General features: G+C 48.4%; 12 protein-coding genes. 5 read left to right on the plus strand and 7 right to left on the minus strand.

Translation table 11 applies throughout. The features are described from left to right. Positions 1 to 752: 752 nt before the first annotated feature. On the minus strand, positions 753 to 1,613 hold the full coding sequence (locus tag NG833_RS20885) for an SMP-30/gluconolactonase/LRE family protein (protein ID WP_254567202.1): 861 nt from the start codon (positions 1,611 to 1,613) through the stop codon (positions 753 to 755). 408 nt (positions 1,614 to 2,021) lie between these two features. Between NG833_RS20885 and mrdA the strand changes: the two genes are divergently transcribed. From mrdA to NG833_RS20900, 3 genes are all read left to right on the plus strand, one after another. After that, on the plus strand, positions 2,022 to 3,791 hold the full coding sequence (gene mrdA, locus NG833_RS20890; RefSeq protein ID WP_254567203.1) for a penicillin-binding protein 2: 1,770 nt from the start codon (positions 2,022 to 2,024) through the stop codon (positions 3,789 to 3,791). A 280-nt stretch (positions 3,792 to 4,071) separates the two neighbouring features. Then, positions 4,072 to 9,801, plus strand: coding sequence for an alpha-2-macroglobulin (locus tag NG833_RS20895; protein WP_254567204.1), 5,730 nt, complete (start codon positions 4,072 to 4,074; stop codon positions 9,799 to 9,801). 254 nt (positions 9,802 to 10,055) lie between these two features. After that, entirely contained in the window at positions 10,056 to 10,646 is a 591-nt protein-coding gene (locus NG833_RS20900; RefSeq protein ID WP_254567205.1) for a Uma2 family endonuclease, read from the plus strand. A 115-nt stretch (positions 10,647 to 10,761) separates the two neighbouring features. Here the strand turns inward: NG833_RS20900 and NG833_RS20905 are convergent, their stop codons facing one another. After that, positions 10,762 to 13,548 carry an amino acid permease gene (locus NG833_RS20905; RefSeq protein ID WP_254567206.1) on the minus strand — a complete coding sequence of 929 codons (2,787 nt, stop codon included), beginning with the start codon at positions 13,546 to 13,548 and terminating at the stop codon, positions 10,762 to 10,764. Between the two features lie 517 nt (positions 13,549 to 14,065). Here NG833_RS20905 and NG833_RS20910 point away from each other — a divergent pair. Further along, a complete protein-coding gene (locus NG833_RS20910) occupies positions 14,066 to 14,311 on the plus strand; it encodes a hypothetical protein (protein ID WP_254567207.1) in 246 nt (81 codons plus the stop codon). Positions 14,312 to 14,435: 124 nt separating this feature from the next. Here the strand turns inward: NG833_RS20910 and NG833_RS20915 are convergent, their stop codons facing one another. From NG833_RS20915 to NG833_RS20935, 5 genes are all read right to left on the minus strand, one after another. Then, positions 14,436 to 14,576, minus strand: a complete 141-nt coding sequence (locus NG833_RS20915; RefSeq protein ID WP_254567208.1) for a hypothetical protein — start codon at positions 14,574 to 14,576, stop codon at positions 14,436 to 14,438. A gap of 138 nt (positions 14,577 to 14,714) precedes the next feature. Then, entirely contained in the window at positions 14,715 to 15,185 is a 471-nt protein-coding gene (locus tag NG833_RS20920; protein ID WP_375293934.1) for a GNAT family N-acetyltransferase, read from the minus strand. Between the two features lie 39 nt (positions 15,186 to 15,224). Continuing rightward, on the minus strand, positions 15,225 to 15,512 hold the full coding sequence (locus NG833_RS20925) for a DUF1778 domain-containing protein (RefSeq protein WP_254567210.1): 288 nt from the start codon (positions 15,510 to 15,512) through the stop codon (positions 15,225 to 15,227). 177 nt (positions 15,513 to 15,689) lie between these two features. Beyond that, on the minus strand, positions 15,690 to 16,013 hold the full coding sequence (locus tag NG833_RS20930; protein ID WP_254567211.1) for a hypothetical protein: 324 nt from the start codon (positions 16,011 to 16,013) through the stop codon (positions 15,690 to 15,692). Then, on the minus strand, positions 16,003 to 16,251 hold the full coding sequence (locus NG833_RS20935) for a hypothetical protein (RefSeq protein ID WP_254567212.1): 249 nt from the start codon (positions 16,249 to 16,251) through the stop codon (positions 16,003 to 16,005). The genes NG833_RS20930 and NG833_RS20935 overlap by 11 nt, the downstream gene beginning before the upstream one ends. Before the next feature lie 471 nt (positions 16,252 to 16,722). Here NG833_RS20935 and NG833_RS20940 point away from each other — a divergent pair, with 471 nt between their 5' ends. Then, positions 16,723 to 16,884 carry a hypothetical protein gene (locus tag NG833_RS20940; protein WP_254567213.1) on the plus strand — a complete coding sequence of 54 codons (162 nt, stop codon included), beginning with the start codon at positions 16,723 to 16,725 and terminating at the stop codon, positions 16,882 to 16,884. Positions 16,885 to 17,143: the final 259 nt, after the last annotated feature.

The raw sequence follows: 17,143 nt of genomic DNA on the forward strand, positions 1-17,143 counted from the left end.
ATGCCTTTTTTTTGTGCGCACATTTTCCCATGATAATAATTTAACAAAATCCGGAACCCTTGTCAAGGGTTTTGGTGGGTTATGGGAAAAATTTATGGCTTTTCTCCACAATTTTTCGGGCGATTCTTTTTTCGCCGCTACAGGGGTAATGATTGTGGATGATTTTTCGGGCGATTCTTTTTTCGCCGCTACAGAGATGGGGAGGTGTGGGTTGGATTGAAGGTAGTTTTAAGGGGGAAATGCCTTTTTTTTGTGCGCACATTTTTCCATGATAATAATTTAACAAAATCCAGAACCCTTGTCAAGAGGTTTTGGTATGTCAGAGTGAAAAAATATTGCTGCGCCAATATCTGTAGCGGCGAAAAAAGAATCGCCAGTCAGATTATCCGCAATTATTGCATCTGCGGGTTTTTACAAGTTTTCCGTGTGATGCACCCTCCGAAATTAAGAGAAGAGAAGAGAACGACTGAAGTCGTTACTACGAACTTAAGAGAAGAGAAGAGAAGAGAACGACTGAAGTCGTTACTACGAACTTAAGAGAAGAGAAGAGAAGAGAAGAGAACGACTGAAGTCGTTACTACGAACTTAAGAGAAGAGAAGAGAACGACTGAAGTCGTTACTACGAACTTAAGAGAAGAGAACGCCTCAAACTGTTCTCCGGAGTCGGTTTTAACCGACTTTAGCTATTAGGCGGGGGATTGATCCCCCGCCGGTTGTCGCAACGAACACCCCCGCCAGTTTTCGCAACTCAATTACACCGGAATTTTTGCTAAAAATTCCGGCATTCCGCGAATGCCTAAATTGAGATGAAACACTGCACCAGCACCTTTTCCTTCTTTGGCGCGATTGTCTCCGCCTGCGGTGGTTGCATAAATGTCCGTATAGTCTTCCCCGCCGAATGTGAGAGAAGATACTTTTTTCGCAGGGAAGGGAATGCGGAGGACTTCGGTGCCGTCGGGACGGTAGCGGAAGAGGTGATGACCATCCCATCGGGCGGACCAGATATAGCCTTCGGCATCGACTGTCATGCCGTCGGGAACGCCTTTTCCTTTTGGGGTGGTGATTACGACTTGGCGGTTACTAATGTCTCCAGTTGATACATCGTAGTCAAACCTATAAATCTCACGTTTGGGGGAGTCAGTTAAGTATAAGTGTTTTCGGTCTAGGGTGAATCCCATGCCGTTGGGAATTTGGAGATGTTCTAGCACTTGGGTGAGAGTGCCGTCAGTGTTGAGGCGGTAGAGGGAACCGAGACGATCGCCTTGTTGCATGGTGCCGCTAAAGACTCGTCCTGCGGGGTCAACGATGCAGTCATTGAAGCGGGTTTCGCGTTCGGCAGGGATTTCGGGGATAATGGGGGTGAGGGTGCCATTTTGCCACCGGGCGATCGCCCCTTTATTCATGAAAAACAGCAAGGAACCATCCTCATGGACGGCGATCGCCCCTACGGAGTCCCCCTCAAAAATCTGTTCAGATGATGCCGTTGCCGGGTCATAACGAAATACTCGTCCCTTGGGAATATCACTCCAATAGAGGCATTTTTCCATCGGATGCCAGGTGGGAACCTCCGCATTGTGGCAGTGATAATCAGCGATAATTTTCGGTGTTTTCATGGGTTCTAAAAAAGGAGTATCGGTAAAAATTAGATTGTTCAGAGGGTCAACTCTCTGTACCCAGAGTAGCCAATTGCGTTAAGATTGAACATCAGGGGGAGAAACACCGCAACTGGGACAATAGGGAGTCTGTGGGAGACTTGGACTGGAAAGACGGTGCAATGGATTGAAGAAATGATATAAGTTGTGGGAATAAAAAAGCACAACGAGGAGCCGAAAATTGCCCACTCTAAATCTACCCGGACTTGACCGGGGAGAGCCTGACACGATCGCCTGGATTTTGATAGAATCTTCCGGAGCGATCGAACAGCTAGAGGGAGTGTAGCAAACATAGCGGCTCCAGTCTTGGGGTCTGGGGACCCGTTAGCGCGATAGTGTTGAAGTGAACTCCTGCGGGATGGGATAAAGATGGTTACCGGACAGACGAGTTTTTTCTCTAAAATCAGCACGAATAAGACAGACACAAAGCGATCGCCGATCCGACCCTTTGTGGTGATGAGCATCGTCACCTTACTCATGGGGGTATGCGGCGCACGTCTGGCACAGTTGCAGATTGTAGAAGGGGAAGATTACCGACAACGAGCAGAAGATAACCGAATCCGGTTGATTCCGATTCCGGCAGCGCGGGGTAATCTAGTAGACCGTAAGGGTAAACTGATGGCAGCCAATCGGTTAGCACGAGCGGTCTATTTATGGCCTCGGGAGCAAGGAAAGGACCAATGGCAAGAAACCGCTAAAAAGCTCAGTCCCCTGATTGATGTTTCCCCGGAAGAGATCCTCAAGAAAATCGAGGAAACTGGATATACCTCGGGAATGCCGGTACGGATCGCTCAAAGGATTGACCCAGAAGCCTTTGTGACCATAGCTGAGGCAATGGCAGACATTCCCGGAATTGAAGTGCGGGCCGAATCTAGCCGATACTATCCCGAGGGGAACACCGGCGCTCATGTCTTGGGGTATATTGGCGAAGCCACCCAGGAAGATTTGATGGCGAACCCGGACTATCCGATGGGAATTATTATCGGCAAGATGGGAATTGAAAAGACGATTAACCCCCAATTGACGGGAGTTTGGGGGAATCGTCTGGTGGAGGTGAACGCCAACGGGGAGGAAATTCGCGAACTGGGGGTGCGATCGGCCATTAGTGGAGAACCCCTCAAGTTAACCCTAGATGCGGAAGTCCAGAAAGCAGCGGAACGCGCACTGGGGTCCAGACGGGGTGCGGTGGTCGTGCTCGATGTCAAGACTGGGGGGGTCTTAGCAATGGCCAGTGGACCCAGTTTTGACCCGAATATCTTCACCCGCAACGTTAAAGCAGCGGAATGGCAGCGTCTCCAGGAGTTAGAAAATCCCTTTCTAAATCGGGCCTTGCAAGGGTATCCCCCGGGGAGTACCTTCAAAATGGTCACCGCAGCAGCAGGAATTGGGACCGGGAAATATCATCCCGATTCCTATTTAGGAACCTCCTCCTATATTGTGGTCGGTGGCATTGCCTTTCACGAACATAGTGGGGGATATGGAGTGATTGGGTTCCGGGATGCACTCGCCTACAGTAGCAACACCTTTTTCTATCAAGTCGGGATGGAAGTCGGACCCGAGGCGATCGCTGAATGGGGAGGCAAACTGGGAATTGGCGAGTCTACCAGCTTAGATATCTTGGGACTCGATGGCGGAACTCATGGGATGATTCCCACCCCAGAGGAGAAACTCCGGATGTTCAACGAACCCTGGTATGCCGGGGATAGCGTGACGATGGGGATTGGTCAAGGGATGGTGTTATGTACCCCCTTGGAACTTGCCGTCATGTCAGCAGCATTCGCCAATGGCGGCAACCGAGTCAAACCTCATTTCCTCGCCTCTCAAAGTAACACCCCCCTGACGAAACCCGAACCTGTCGGACTCTCTCCCGAGGCGATTTCGGTGATTAAAGAGGGAATGGTTGCCGTAGTGCAAAAAGGGACCGCCCGAGTCTTAAATGATGGGACCATTCCCTTAAGTGGGGGCAAAACCGGGACCTCAGAAGTCTTAGGACAGCCTTCTCATGCCTTGTTTGTCGGATTTGCACCGGCAGTTAATCCCGAAATTTCTATTGCCGTCGTGGTCGAAAATGGCGGGTATGGCGGGGTTGCTGCCGCACCTGTCGCCTTAGAAGTCTACCGAACCTACTTTAAAAAGTAAATCCTCATGGATAGAAAAAACCGGGTTGGGGTGCGATCGCCCCAACCCGGTTTTTTATGGGTTTCTGCTTTCCTTCCCTACCGATTCAGCTTTGATTAAGAAACTCAACAAATTCTCGACGCTCTCGAAATTTTGAGTTTTAATAGCAGAAAGACTCTAGGGGCGACAGGACCCACCCTATCAATTGATTCAGCAAACAAAGGTCCCCTCTGTGCCCCCTATCCGGGGACAGAACCCCAGAATATCTGCTCATAATCCTTAATTTTCTTTGGTGATAAAAATGCGTCTAATCCGTAGAACTTGGACGTGGTTTATTGTAGGTCTGCTACTCTCATTCACCATAGCAGCCTGCAATTTCTTTCAAACCGCTTCAACCTTTAAACAACTCCCGGCAGTAGCGCCCCTGGCAACCCCGCAACTCCCCAACTGGATCGAGGAGATTTCCCCCACGGGAGAAGCGGACCCGTTGGCCCAAATTCGCATCCGGTTTACAGACCCCGTAATTCCCCTGGAAAGTCTGGATTCACCGGAACAAATAGCCAAATTAAATCAATTTCAAATCACCCCGGAACTCCCGGGGCAATTTAGGTTTTTAACCCCGCGCATGGTCGGATTTCAACCCGATGAAGCCCTGCCTAAAGCGACTCGAATTCAAATTACCCTCAAAGCGGGTTTAGCCGACTTAAACAATCATCAACTCAGCCAGGATTTAGCCTGGACCTTCAATACCGAACCGATTAAACTCACCAATTTACCCACCAGTGAACCACCGGATGAATATACCGAACCCCAATGGATTGACCTGAAACAACCTCTGGAATTTACCTCTAACGTGCCCCTGAATTTGAATTCCCTGAAACAGCAGGTTAAATTAGTTCCCGTCGGCAGAAATGAAGGAGTTTCTCTGCAAGTCGATTCCTTGGACTCTGAGGAGGCTTTGACAGCGAGTTCTGCCTTAGCTTTTGACCCGTCTTTACGGACTTGGAACTATCAAATTACCCCGCAACGGGAATTAGAAAAAGGGACAGCTTATCGGGTCGAATTTTCCCCAGGATTAGAACCCGCCCGGGGAAATTTAGTGAGTCAGAACCCCTTTAGCAGTCAGGTCAAAACTTATGAAGCCCTGGAATTCCAAGGGATGGAATTGCAGGGAAAACCAGAGATGGGATTTGCTTATGGACGCTTTCTCAACGGCGCACCCCAGTTAACGTTTAATAACGTAATAGACCCAGAATCGGTGGAAAGTCAAATTACTATCAATCCACCGCCTAAATCCGAACCCAAGCTAATTCAGGTTTATCCCGATTCCAACGTGGTTAATCTCAATCCCTGGGCTTTAGAACCGGCCACTCAATATACCATTAACATCGGGTCAGAAGTTCAAGATAAATATGGACAAAAATTAGGGCAACCCATTACCCTAAATTACCAAACCGGAGATTTAGCCGCAGAAATTTGGGCACCTTCAGACTTGAATGTATTTCCCAGCGGCAAAGATTTAGAATTGACCTTTTCGGCGGTTAATCTACCCAATTCTGCCTATAAAGCCGCCTATCGCATTGTCGAACCCACAGATTTAGTCTTTACGGATTCTGCTTATCCCCGAGGAAATGGCACGGACTTGTTACCAGACCCCAGGAATTGGCAAAGTTTCCCCATTTCATCTCCCCCTAAAAATCAAACCGCTACGGTAGCAATTCCCTTGCGAGAACGCCTAGGCGGAACCACGGGAATGTTAGCCTATGGGATTCAAGCCCGCACCAATTCTTATCAAGAAAAAGGCCAACAGAAATGGAGTGAACCAAACTATTATGGCCTGGTTCAAATCACCAATTTAGGCGTTTTTGCCCAGTGGTTTCCTGATACTGGACTGGTGAAAGTTAATCATCTGTCTGATGGGTCAGCGGTTGGCAGTGCAAGGGTGGAAATTTATCAATCTCAAACCAATGCTACTACGCGATCGCCTGTCACTCCCTGTGCCACTGGAACCACCAATGCCACCGGACTTTTAGTCTTGAATTCCCAACAGGTACAACGCTGCCGCCAGAGTGCAGAAGAAGCCCCAGAATTACTCGTAGTCGCCCGAGAAAACCAAGATTGGGCCTATACCCAAATTTGGTCCTATAGCGGCGCTTATGGATATGGCATCGATGGCGGATGGAATGCCGGAGAACCCCTCTCTCGCGGGACAATTTTCAGCGACAGACAACTCTATAAACCCGGAGAAACTGCCGAGTTCACCGCCATCGCTTACTATCTGGAAAATGGCGACTTAATCCAACACAAAAATGCCGCTTATACCGTCACCTTGCGCGACCCCGAAGGCAACGAAACCGCCCTTGGAACTCAAACCACCAATGAATTTGGCACCTTCGCCTTAGAACTTCCCCTGGGAGGCGATTTGCCTTTGGGATACTATTCCATTGTCGCCAAATCCAACAACGATGTAGAACTGAACGGCGAATTCCGGATTGCTGACTTTAAACCGCCTAACTTCCAAGTCCAACTCGCTTTGGATAAACCCTACGCCTTTAGTAACGAAAAAATCCAAGCCAAAGCTGAGAGTAATTATCTATTTGGTTCCCCGGTTGCAGGCGGCAATGCCAAATATTACATCACGCGATCGCCCGCCGAATTTACCCCTCCCGGTTGGACAGAATTCAGCTTTGGTCGCCAATGGTTTTGGCCAGAAGAACGACCGGAAATTACCAGCGAAGTTCTCCAAAAAACCGCCACGTTAGATAACAGCGGTTCCAATACCTTAAACTTTACCATTGACCGGGATTTACCCTATTCCATGACCTATCGGATTGATGCAGAAGTCACGGATATTTCTAATCTCTCCGTTGCCAATTCTCAAACCTTAACCGCCTTACCCAGCGACCAATTAATCGGAGTCAAAACCAACTTTGTCGCCGATGCCGGTCAACCTTTTCCCATCGAGGCGATCGTCACCGACCCCAGCGGAACTGCTATCAATGGACAAACCCTGCGGGTGGAACTGCAAAAAATGGATTACAGCAGCGTCACCCGGGTTGTGGAAGGCAGTCGGACCCCCCGCTATCAGGTGGAATATCAAACCGTCGCCACGGAAACCCTCAAAACCGGCAATACCCCGAAAACCGTCTCTATCACCCCTCCCGAAGCGGGTTCCTATCGGATTCGGGTCAACCTTGCCAACGCCAAAACCGACGCCACCGCCACCGATGTGCAAATTTGGGCCACTGGAACCCAAGGCGTGGGTTGGGGACGACGTAGCGATCGCGAGAACTTCCTAGAAGTCAAACTCGACAAAGACAGCTACCAACCCGGTGAGATTGCCACCGCCTTAATCCAGTCTCCCTACCCCGAAGCAGAACTCTACTTCGCCGTTGTGCGAGACCAACCTTTGTATCAAACCACCACCAAAGTGAGTGGCGGTGCACCGCAAATCCAATTTAAAGTCACCCCCGAAATGCTCCCTAATGCGGCAGTCGAAGCGGTTCTAGTCCGCCAAGGACCGCCGTTAGACCAAGTGGAACCGGCCAATGTGGAAGATTTGGTCAAAATTGGTTTTGCACCGTTTAAAACCGATTTAGGGGAGAAATATCTCACGGTCCAAGTTACCCCCACCCAAGCAACGGTGCAACCCGGTACTCAGGAAACCGTCCAACTGCAAGTTACCGACAGCCAAAACCGGCCCGTCCAAGGGCAATTAACGGTGATGGTAGTCAATGAGGCGGTCTTACAACTCACAGGATATCGTCCGCCTAACTTAGTGGATACGGTGTATGCAGAACAACCGATTTCCACAACCTGGAGTGATAACCGCTTCGATGTTGTGCTATCTCCCTTGAGTTCTCCCTTGCAAAAAGGCTGGGGATATGGCGGAGGATTCTCTGCGGGTTCCGGCAGTACCCGAATTCGCACCGAGTTTAAACCCTTGGCCTATTATGGGTCTGTAATCAGCGATCGCAACGGACGGGCGACCGTCAGCTTCCCACTTCCAGATGATTTAACCACCTGGCGAGTCATGGCCGTTGCCACCACCACCGATATGCGCTTTGGGAATGGAGAAAATACCTTTATTTCCAGTAAACCCCTGATGGCAACTCCCCTGTTACCGCAATTTGTGCGACCGGGCGATCGCTTCTCAGGCGGCCTTGCTATTACCAATACCACCGGAGAAAAAGGCCGATTGCAAATCCAAGGTGCAGTGAGTGAGAACCTGAATTTTGCCGACGAAACTGCCAATACCCAAACCTTGCAAACCCAGGCCGCATCGGGAACCCGCGCCTATCGCTTCCCCATGCAAGCTGCCACCACCGGCGAAGGAACGGTGCGCTTTGTCAGTCAACTAAACCGGGAGGGAGATGCCTTCGAGGTTCCCTTATCGGTCCGACAACTCACGGTCAGTGAGACGGTTGTTGATACCGGAACCACCGAAAATCAGGTGAATATTCCCCTGAATCTTGACAACAACGTGCTACCGAATGTGGGAGGATTACAAATTGACCTAGCCTCAACGTTAATCCCCGAAATTACAGCATCAGCGCGAGATATCTTGGACGAGGATAGCTTACCCTTTTTAGAACCAGCCGCCTCACAATTGGCGGTTGCGGCTAACCTGCAAATTCTCGGACAAAAGTACCGACAAGCATTAGGAGAATTTAATCCACCAGAACAAGCAAAAATAGCCCTCGATCGCCTGCAAAAACTCCAGCAACCTGATGGCGGATTTGCCAGCTATCCTGGACAAACTCAGTCTGACCCGTTCCTCACCGCTTACGCTGCCGAAAGTTTATCCCAAGGGAAAACCGCTGGATTTGCAGTGGATGAAGCAATGGTCTCACGTCTGCGCGGATACTTACAAAAAACCCTCGCTGACCCGGGACAATATTCCTATTGCACCAGTCAATCCTGTAAAAACCGCGTCCGTCTCGGCGCATTAATGGCTCTCTCAGAATTGGGAGAACGACGCAATGACTTCCTGGCAGATATATACGCCCAACGGAATGACTTAGATACCGTCGCCCAAACCAAACTGGCGCGCTATTTAGGACAATTCCCGGAATGGCAAACCGAGGCGCAGTCCCTGTCTAACCAGCTATTTGAAACCGTTGCTGAAACGGGGCGATCGGCCACCGTCAACCTGCCTCAAGGATGGGGATGGTTAAGTTCCCCCACCACCGCACAAGCACAAACCCTGCGCTTGGCGATCGCCCGTGAAACAAACCCAACGGTCCGCAGTCGCCTCCTGCAAGGGTTACTCAACCAACGCCGGGAGGGAACCTGGGAAAATCGCTATGCCAACGCTGAAGCACTTGCTGCCTTAGTCGCCTACAGCAATACCCAACCGACTCCCCCCAACTTCACCGCCACCGCCAACCTAGACGGCAATACCCTAGACACCATGCAGTTCCAAGGGTATGACAATTCCCGCCAATTTATCCAAGTGGCAATGGATAGCCTACCCAAAGGGCAGACTAACCTCACTCTGAATAAAACCGGAAATGGCACATTGCACTATCTGGTGGAATATGGATATCGGTTACCGGGAAATCAACCGGGACGGTATAACGGATTGCGAGTGGACCGGAAAATCAGCCCGGTAGGAGGCGACAAGGCGATCGCCCAATTTGGGTTAGCCAAACCGGATAAAAACCTAGTCGTTGATGCCGGACAAGTGTTTGATATTGGGTTAGAAATCATCAGCGATCGGCCCGTGGATCATGTGGTGATTACGGACCCGCTACCGGCAGGATTTGAAGCCGTTGATAGCAGTTTCCAGACGGCGACTTCGGCAGTCCAATCCGCACAAAGTAGCTGGCAAATTGGCTATCAAAACCTCTATAGCGATCGCATCGTCGCCTATGCCGATCGCCTGCAACCGGGAGTTTATAACCTGCATTATTTAGTGCGATCGGTCACCCCCGGTATTTACGAATGGCCCGGTGCCAATGTTCATCTCCAATATGCCCCCGAAGAGTTCGGGCGATCGGCCTCCTCTAGCTTAGAGGTGAAAGAGTAAACCCTCTAAACCGGCGTTTCTGTAGGGGCGATTCGCTTTTTCGCCCCTATAGCCGCCGGTTCAAACTCCCGCCTGTTTTTGCTATGATAATTTAAACCCTATATAGCGACCCTAAATCATTTTGGCAATGGACGATGGCGGCCCCCAACCGTCGGCGGCCCAGAACGGGATAGGGGAGCCGAACTTTATGTCAAATTCATTTAGACTCGCTATAGCCGCTTATTGTTCTACTCATCTCTATCCCTAAACTAACCATGATTGCTGTCAAATCGGATCATCCTATCAGTCCCGAAGAATACCTAGAACGCGAACGTCATAGCCCCATCAAACATGAGTATCTTGATGGTGACGTTTACGCAATGGCAGGCACCAGCAAAGCCCATAATCTTATCAGTCTCAACCTGGCGTTACTTTTGCGAACAGGTTTAAAAAGTTCACCCTGTCAAACCTTTATAGCCGACATCAAGGTTAATATTGCCAATCAAAAATACTACTTCTATCCCGATTTAGTCGTCACCTGTGATGAGCAGGATGACTTGAACGCTTATGCGGTGACCTCTCCAAAAGTCCTCATCGAAGTGTTATCCGAATCCACTGAATCTTTTGACCGGGGTAAAAAATTCCAATATTATCGTACCATTCCGAGTTTACAAGATTATATCCTCGTCAGTTCTCAGGAGTATGTCGTAGAAATATTTCACAGAATGGAAGGCGATCGCTGGATGTTAGAAACCTTTCAAGGATTAGGGGCGATCGCCCGAATTGCCAGCCTTGACCTCAACGTTCCCCTCGCCGAAATCTACGCCACCCTAGACTTGACCACCGTAGAAAATCCTGCCTCCTGAGCAGAGGAAAAACACCCAGTTTCCAGAACAAAAAGGCACTCCCTTGTTCTCTCGATTCATCGCCTCAAAAACCCAGTTTATGGCGACTTTAGAGAACTTTAATCGATCGCACTCCTCACTTCCCGTGGGGCCGGGTTTTCACGGTTCTGACCGGGATTTCAATGATGAATTCTGTCCCTTGTCCGGGCTGTGAACAACAATACAACCGCCCCCCGTGTTTTTCCACCACAATTTGATAACAAATCGACAATCCTAAACCCGTTCCTTCTCCAACCCCTTTGGTCGTAAAAAATGGGTCATACAGGCGGTTGCAGATGCTTTCTGGGATTCCCGTCCCATTATCAGCGATCGCAATTCTCACCCAGTGCGAATCCAAAGCAGCAGTGCGAATGGTAATCTTCGGCACCGGCATCTCTTCCCCATCAGGGGTCAGAATAGCCGCTTTAACCCGCTCATGGAGCGCATCGATCGCATTACTGATAATATTCATAAACACCTGGTTGAGCTGACTGGCGAAACATTCAACTGCCGGTAAATCACTATACTCCTCAATGATTTCAATGCGCGGATATTGAGCTGTGGGCTTGAGCCGGTTTTGCAAAATTAATAAGGTACTGTCAATCCCCTCATGAATGTTAACAGGTTTCATGTCTGATTCATCAATCCGAGAGAAATTTCTCAAAGTTAAAACAATCTGCCGAATCCGTTCCGCCCCCAGTTTCATCGAAGCAATCAGCTTGGGCAAATCTTCCGTCAAAAAGGTGAGTTCAATCTGTTCAATAAACGCCTCAATCTCTGGATTTGGCTCAGGATAAGAGGCTTGATAAAGACGAATTAAGGCCAACAGATCCGTGGCATATTCATTGGTATGGGTTAAATTGCCATAGATAAAGTTAACCGGATTATTAATTTCATGGGCTACCCCAGCCACCAGTTGTCCCAGGCTAGACATTTTTTCAGTTTGAATCAGTTGGGATTGGGTTTGTTTGAGTTCCGATAAAGCCGTTTCGAGTTCCTGTGCTTGTCGAGTAGCAATGGCGGTGAGTTGTTCTTGGCGGGCAAATGCAGCTTTTAATTCCGCTTCAGCCTGTTTGCGCCGGCTGATATCTCGTAAAATCACCACATACTCGATTTGATCCCAATGGGTCCGAGAAGAAACGGAGACTTCTACGGTTTTTTGGGCGAAGGGTTCTGCTGCGGATTCCTCCTCGGGGAAGGCGACTGCCCTGGGGTTAAAAAGCTGCTCACAACGTTGCGGCCAAAACTGGGGAGCATCCCTAAGTTCGGGTAAGAGTTGGGCCATCTGCACCCCGGCTAAGGCTTGAGCCGAGACTCCAAATAGCTCACAAGCGGCGGGATTCGCCCGGGCGATCGCCCCCTGCTCATCAATCACCATAATCGGATCGAGGGCAACCTTAAATAAGTGTTCCGTGGCTTCTTGGGCTTCGACAATTGAGGCAATTTGCGGCAAACTGGTCATACAGGCGATCGCCACCCCGACCAAAGCAATACTGAGCAACAATAGCACATACAGCTCACTACCAACATTTAAACTGCTGTTATCAATCGCAGTTCGGACCACCCAGCCCACGGTTAACGCCCCACAGATTAAAAACAGCAAAACACAGACTTGTAAAACATCAAAATTTTGGACCTGTCCTGAATGGCGACGGCGATAGAGTGCCAACCACCACTCCACCCGAAATAAGGGAACAGAACGGCGTCGGATCAGCGCATCAACCACAAGTATCGTGGGGGCAAGCAACAATCCCATTAGCCAATGGTTCCACCCCCAGGCGAGCCCCCCGACTACCATCACGAAACTTTCAACGATTAGGAACAGCAAAGACCACCGGGGCCATTTGACCTCTGGGCGATCGCGGTTGAGCCATAAACTCAAATGCACCGCCATCATCGATGAGAGATATCCCGTACCCGTCACCATCACCACATGAGAGACATCCCCCCACAGCAGGCAAATCAAACTTAAGATAAAAGTGAACAATAACCCCGGTCCAAACACTCCCCGAGATGACACCACCCCAAATACCGGGGCCATATACCCGTCCAGGGCTAACTGATACAAAACCCGTGGGGAGTTAGAAATGGCCGTGGTGGAACTGAGTAAACATCCTGCCGAGAGGAGGAACGTCACCAATGTCGAAGCTGCTGATCCCCAAAAGGGTTGGGTTCCTGCCACCAAATGCAAAAATGTATTATTCCCTAAACTCGGGTCACTGGCTAAACGCATCAAAATCCATGAGCCACCCACATAGACAATCGGTAATAAAACAGCCGCAAAGGATAAGGTTTTCAGGGTGCTTCTCGGATTGCGACTATCTGCCACGAAAGAAGAGGCGGTTTCACACCCATAGGCGGCATAAACGGCGACAAAAAACCACTTCGCCCATTCGATTAGGTTAAACTGACCCCAATCCCTCGGTAAAATGCCGGGACTGGCTGGCGCAAACGTAAGCCAACCCAAGCCTTGCAAGCCAAAGGTGAGCAAAAACCCGACTGCCGGGATGATGAAACACAGGTGCAAGATGCCTACGGTTCGAGTCCCACTAAATGCGACAATATAGGGGATGACTGTAAATCCCAGCCGGAGCAGATTTTCTGGCAAGGAAAGACCCACCGGGGTTACATTGGCAATCACTAAGTCCGAGAGGATGATGGCATTCATGGGCGGTACGGAAACCCATCCCAGCCAATATCCGACTGCTCCATAACGGGCGGCGATCGGATATTTTGCCAGCAGTCTGGCTGCATAATTGGGGGTTCCACCGGACATATCGGGCCACCGCATCCCCAAATGTTGAACTTGGACGTTGAGTAAGAGGCCAATAATTGCGGCAGGAATCCAGACAAAAATGGCTTGCACTCCCAACGCTGCATTCATTGCGGGTGCTGGGCCAAGCCATAATAAGAGTCCGCTTAAGCCAAAACCCCAAGTCTCTAGAAAGCTTAAACTGCGTTTGAGTCGAACCAATGGCAATGTTTGGGTTTCCATGTGAAAAGTGCAAATTTTGATAAGTTGGGATCACGATAGGCGATCGGTCTGTGTCTTTTCACAGTATCAAATCTCATATTTAAGTGCTTGAGACTGTAAATCAGCACCCCTGCGTACTCCGGCCTTAGGAGGTGGGCCTTTTGGTCCTTGGTTGTTGGTCCTTGGTTGTTGGTCCAGTAACAAATGACAAATGACAAACGACAAACGACATTTTGTATTTTTGTTGCCAATATTTAGTAAAAAACGCGGTTTGCGGGAGTTTTATAGCAGCATCTCTGTTGGTTAACAAATATTCAAGAAAAAAACCCTGTTTCTGAATGGTGAATTTGCTAAAATTAACCAATCAACACATAGAAAGGATGTGTTAGCGACAGCGTAACACATCCTACACATTTGAGGTAAAGCAATGAAAGCAGTTGAAGTCATGGGAAAAGTAGACGATAAAGGCCAACTTTTGTTAGATGAACCTTTAAACATTAAATCCGAGAGCCGAATTAAAGTTATTCTATTGATATCCGATGAAGATGAATTGGATCCTGATGATACTCCCGTCGAGGAAATTAAAGCCAGTTTAATCCGAGCTTTGCAAGAAGTCAAAGCAGGGAAAACCAGACCCATTTCTGAACTATGGGATAGAATTGAGCATGAATAATATACAAATGTCTGTGAGATTTGCCGATGAATTTAAAAGGAAATTATATCAGCTATCAAAAAAATATCGGAGTATTAGGCAGGATGTTGAGCCGATTCTTGAACAACTCCAGCAAAAAATTTGATTAGGCGATCGCATTTCTGGTTTTGGCGAGAACCTTTATGTTTACAAGGTTAGAGCGAAAAATAGTAATATCCAAAAAGGAAAAAGTGGCGGCGATCGCATTATTTTTTACGGGGACAAGAAACCGGGTTTCTAGCAACATCTGGTGGTTCTCCACCAAAATTTAGGCAAGAAACCCGGTTTCTAACCTGTTGAAGGGGGACAAGAAACCGGGTTTTTACAAATGACCCATGACCCCTGACCCCTGACCCATGAACCGTTTAAGGGTTGGCAAGTGAATTTATTGCTGAAAACCAGATTGAATTGTTTTTAGGGGAATAAAAAGTGAAGATTGATTATCTGATAAAGGAATAAATCCATATCGGATATAAAATGCTTTTGCTGACTCATTCAAGGCATCAACCGTCACTCCAAATACCCCTATATCCTTAGAAAACCTCATGACTTTAACAAACGCATCAATCACTAAAGTTTCTCCTAAGCCTTTCCCTTGCATGGCTTGCGTCACGGCTAATTTACCGATCCGCATAACGGGAATCGGATAGCGAGGTAAACCTTTAGTTGATTGACTCGGGAGGGATTCTCGTTTCAATTCAGCCATACTAATTGCATAGTAACCCAAAACCTCAACTTCCCCAGACTGCGGAATGGCTACCCAAGTTTTAGCTATGCCTTTTTTGTGATTTTGTTTGGCGTATTTTTGCAGATATTCGTTTAATTCGGGAATGCCACAATCAAAATTATCTCTGATGGCTCCTGTAGCCTAAATCGAGCAGATAATATACTCCATTTATTTATCTAACCGATGTTTTTGATAGCGGTTAATCGCCGTTTTGAGCGCGGTAGTGATTTCCGGTGGATTTGCCAATGCCTCTGTCACCCGGTCCCAATCCTGTTCTGAGAGAGTAATCGATTCAGATTTGAGCAGCGATTGTTCTGCCCTTTCTGTAGCAATTTGGAGAATATATTCGCTTAAACTCAAACCTTCAATCTGGGCAGCTTTTTCCAGGATTATTTTCTGGTCTGGAGGCAGGATGATTTCAATCGGAGTTGATGGCGTCGGGGATGACAGGGACATAAACCACTCCTACTTAGTTGTTGAGATTAATTAACCAACAGATGAGCTATCTGCCATCATAGCAGATCGCAAACCCGGGCAAGAAACCTTCTCGCAGTGTCTCTCGGTTTCTGGTGCAAAGATTCAGGAAAGAAATCCGGTTGTTGAGTTGAGGGTGGGGGACAAGAAACCGGGTTTCTAGCAACATCGGTGGTTCCGTTGCAAAGATTTAGGCAAGAAACCCGGTTTCTGAGACTGGGGATTGGGTACAATCAAGTTGGGTTTGTGTGGCTGTTGAGTTTCGCGGGGCTTCACGGGGTCTACTCCTACGAACAGGCGAGGAACTCTCAAAGGACTGTTGAGCAAGGCTACAAGTTCAAGGACAATATAGTTAGTTGTCACCATTAAGTAGTTTTGTTCTCTGGCTTGAGTAAACCATTGTACTGCCTGCTGATGATGGGGTTCAGTTTTGATAAATAAGTTTGCCCAGCCAGAAGTATCAATAAATGTACTATTTTTCACCGGGCAACTCCTGGGAATTAATGGCTTGTCCAATATAGTCGTCGTGGCGAGATGCAATATCGGTATGTTCAGCGCTTAATGTGCCAATAAGTGCAGCCAGTGGATCGTCGGGTTGTGTAGCTAACTCTTCTAATGAGTTGAGAATCATTGCTTCTAAAGAAATGTTGATGACTTGAGCTTTGGCTTCTAAACGTTGGCTCAAATCGTCAGGAAGTTCGAGGCTGATTTTTCGAGTCATTTTAATAGGGGTGGGTATGAGTAATGAATGGATTGATTTTAACTTAATCTGCCCAGAAGGCGACGCCTTTGACAGTTGAGGGGGACAAGAAACCGGGTTTCTAGCAACATCTGGGGTTCCGTTGCCAAAATTTAGGCAAGAAACCCGGTTTCTAACCTGTTGAAAGGGGGGGACAAGAAACCGGGTTTCTAGCAACATCTCTGGTTCCGTTGCCAAAATTTAGGCAAGAAACCCGGTTTCTAACCTGTTGAAAGGGGGGGACCAGAAACCGGGTTTCTAGCAACATCTCTGGTTCCGTTGCCAAAATTTAGGCAAGAAACCCGGTTTCTAACCTGTTGAAGGGGGGGACCAGAAACCGGGTTTCTAGCAACATCTCTGGTTCCGTTGCCAAAATTTATGTAAGAAACCCGGTTTCTAACCTGTTGAAGGGGGGGACAAGAAACCGGGTTTCTAGCAACATCTGTGGTTCCGTTGCCAAAATTTAGTCAAGAAACCCGGTCTCTGACTCTGGGGGTGGGGAGTGAAGGTATTAGTTTGGAAGGCGATCGCATCGTCGTAGAGCAACGGTGCTCAAAATCCCAGCATCTGAGCGCCATACTCGAATTTAGGAATGCCTACTCGGTCGTCGTTTAATACTTTCGACGAAATGATAATGCTGGCTCGATCCCACATCGCTGCTGTTAACTTTTAAACATTCAGATTACCCCAGGGATGAATCTTAATTCGCTCGTCAATCTTCGCCTGCTCTAATAGCAGGGCTATTTCATTCTGAACAACTCCTTAAGTAATTTAAGGCCAAATCCCGTGCGACGTTGGGCTTGAGCCATATTATTAAATCCATAATCGCGGTATATATTAAGTGCAAAATTTCGAGCAACTGTCCAAATTTGAA

Origin of the sequence: Oscillatoria sp. HE19RPO (genome assembly GCF_024220515.1) — a bacterium.
Classification (GTDB): domain Bacteria; phylum Cyanobacteriota; class Cyanobacteriia; order Cyanobacteriales; family Laspinemataceae; genus Laspinema.

Bases quoted from the DNA above. Each gene is read 5' to 3' on its own strand.
- mrdA (WP_254567203.1), top strand. From the start codon at position 2,022: ATGGTTACCGGACAGACGAGTTTTTTCTCTAAAATCAGCACGAATAAG.
- NG833_RS20910 (WP_254567207.1), top strand. From the start codon at position 14,066: ATGAAAGCAGTTGAAGTCATGGGAAAAGTAGACGATAAAGGCCAACTT.
- NG833_RS20925 (WP_254567210.1), bottom strand. From the start codon at position 15,512: ATGTCCCTGTCATCCCCGACGCCATCAACTCCGATTGAAATCATCCTG.
- NG833_RS20895 (WP_254567204.1), top strand. From the start codon at position 4,072: ATGCGTCTAATCCGTAGAACTTGGACGTGGTTTATTGTAGGTCTGCTA.
- NG833_RS20935 (WP_254567212.1), bottom strand. From the start codon at position 16,251: ATGACTCGAAAAATCAGCCTCGAACTTCCTGACGATTTGAGCCAACGT.
- NG833_RS20900 (WP_254567205.1), top strand. From the start codon at position 10,056: ATGATTGCTGTCAAATCGGATCATCCTATCAGTCCCGAAGAATACCTA.
- NG833_RS20905 (WP_254567206.1), bottom strand. From the start codon at position 13,548: ATGAATGCAGCGTTGGGAGTGCAAGCCATTTTTGTCTGGATTCCTGCC.
- NG833_RS20885 (WP_254567202.1), bottom strand. From the start codon at position 1,613: ATGAAAACACCGAAAATTATCGCTGATTATCACTGCCACAATGCGGAG.
- NG833_RS20915 (WP_254567208.1), bottom strand. From the start codon at position 14,576: ATGTTGCTAGAAACCCGGTTTCTTGTCCCCGTAAAAAATAATGCGATC.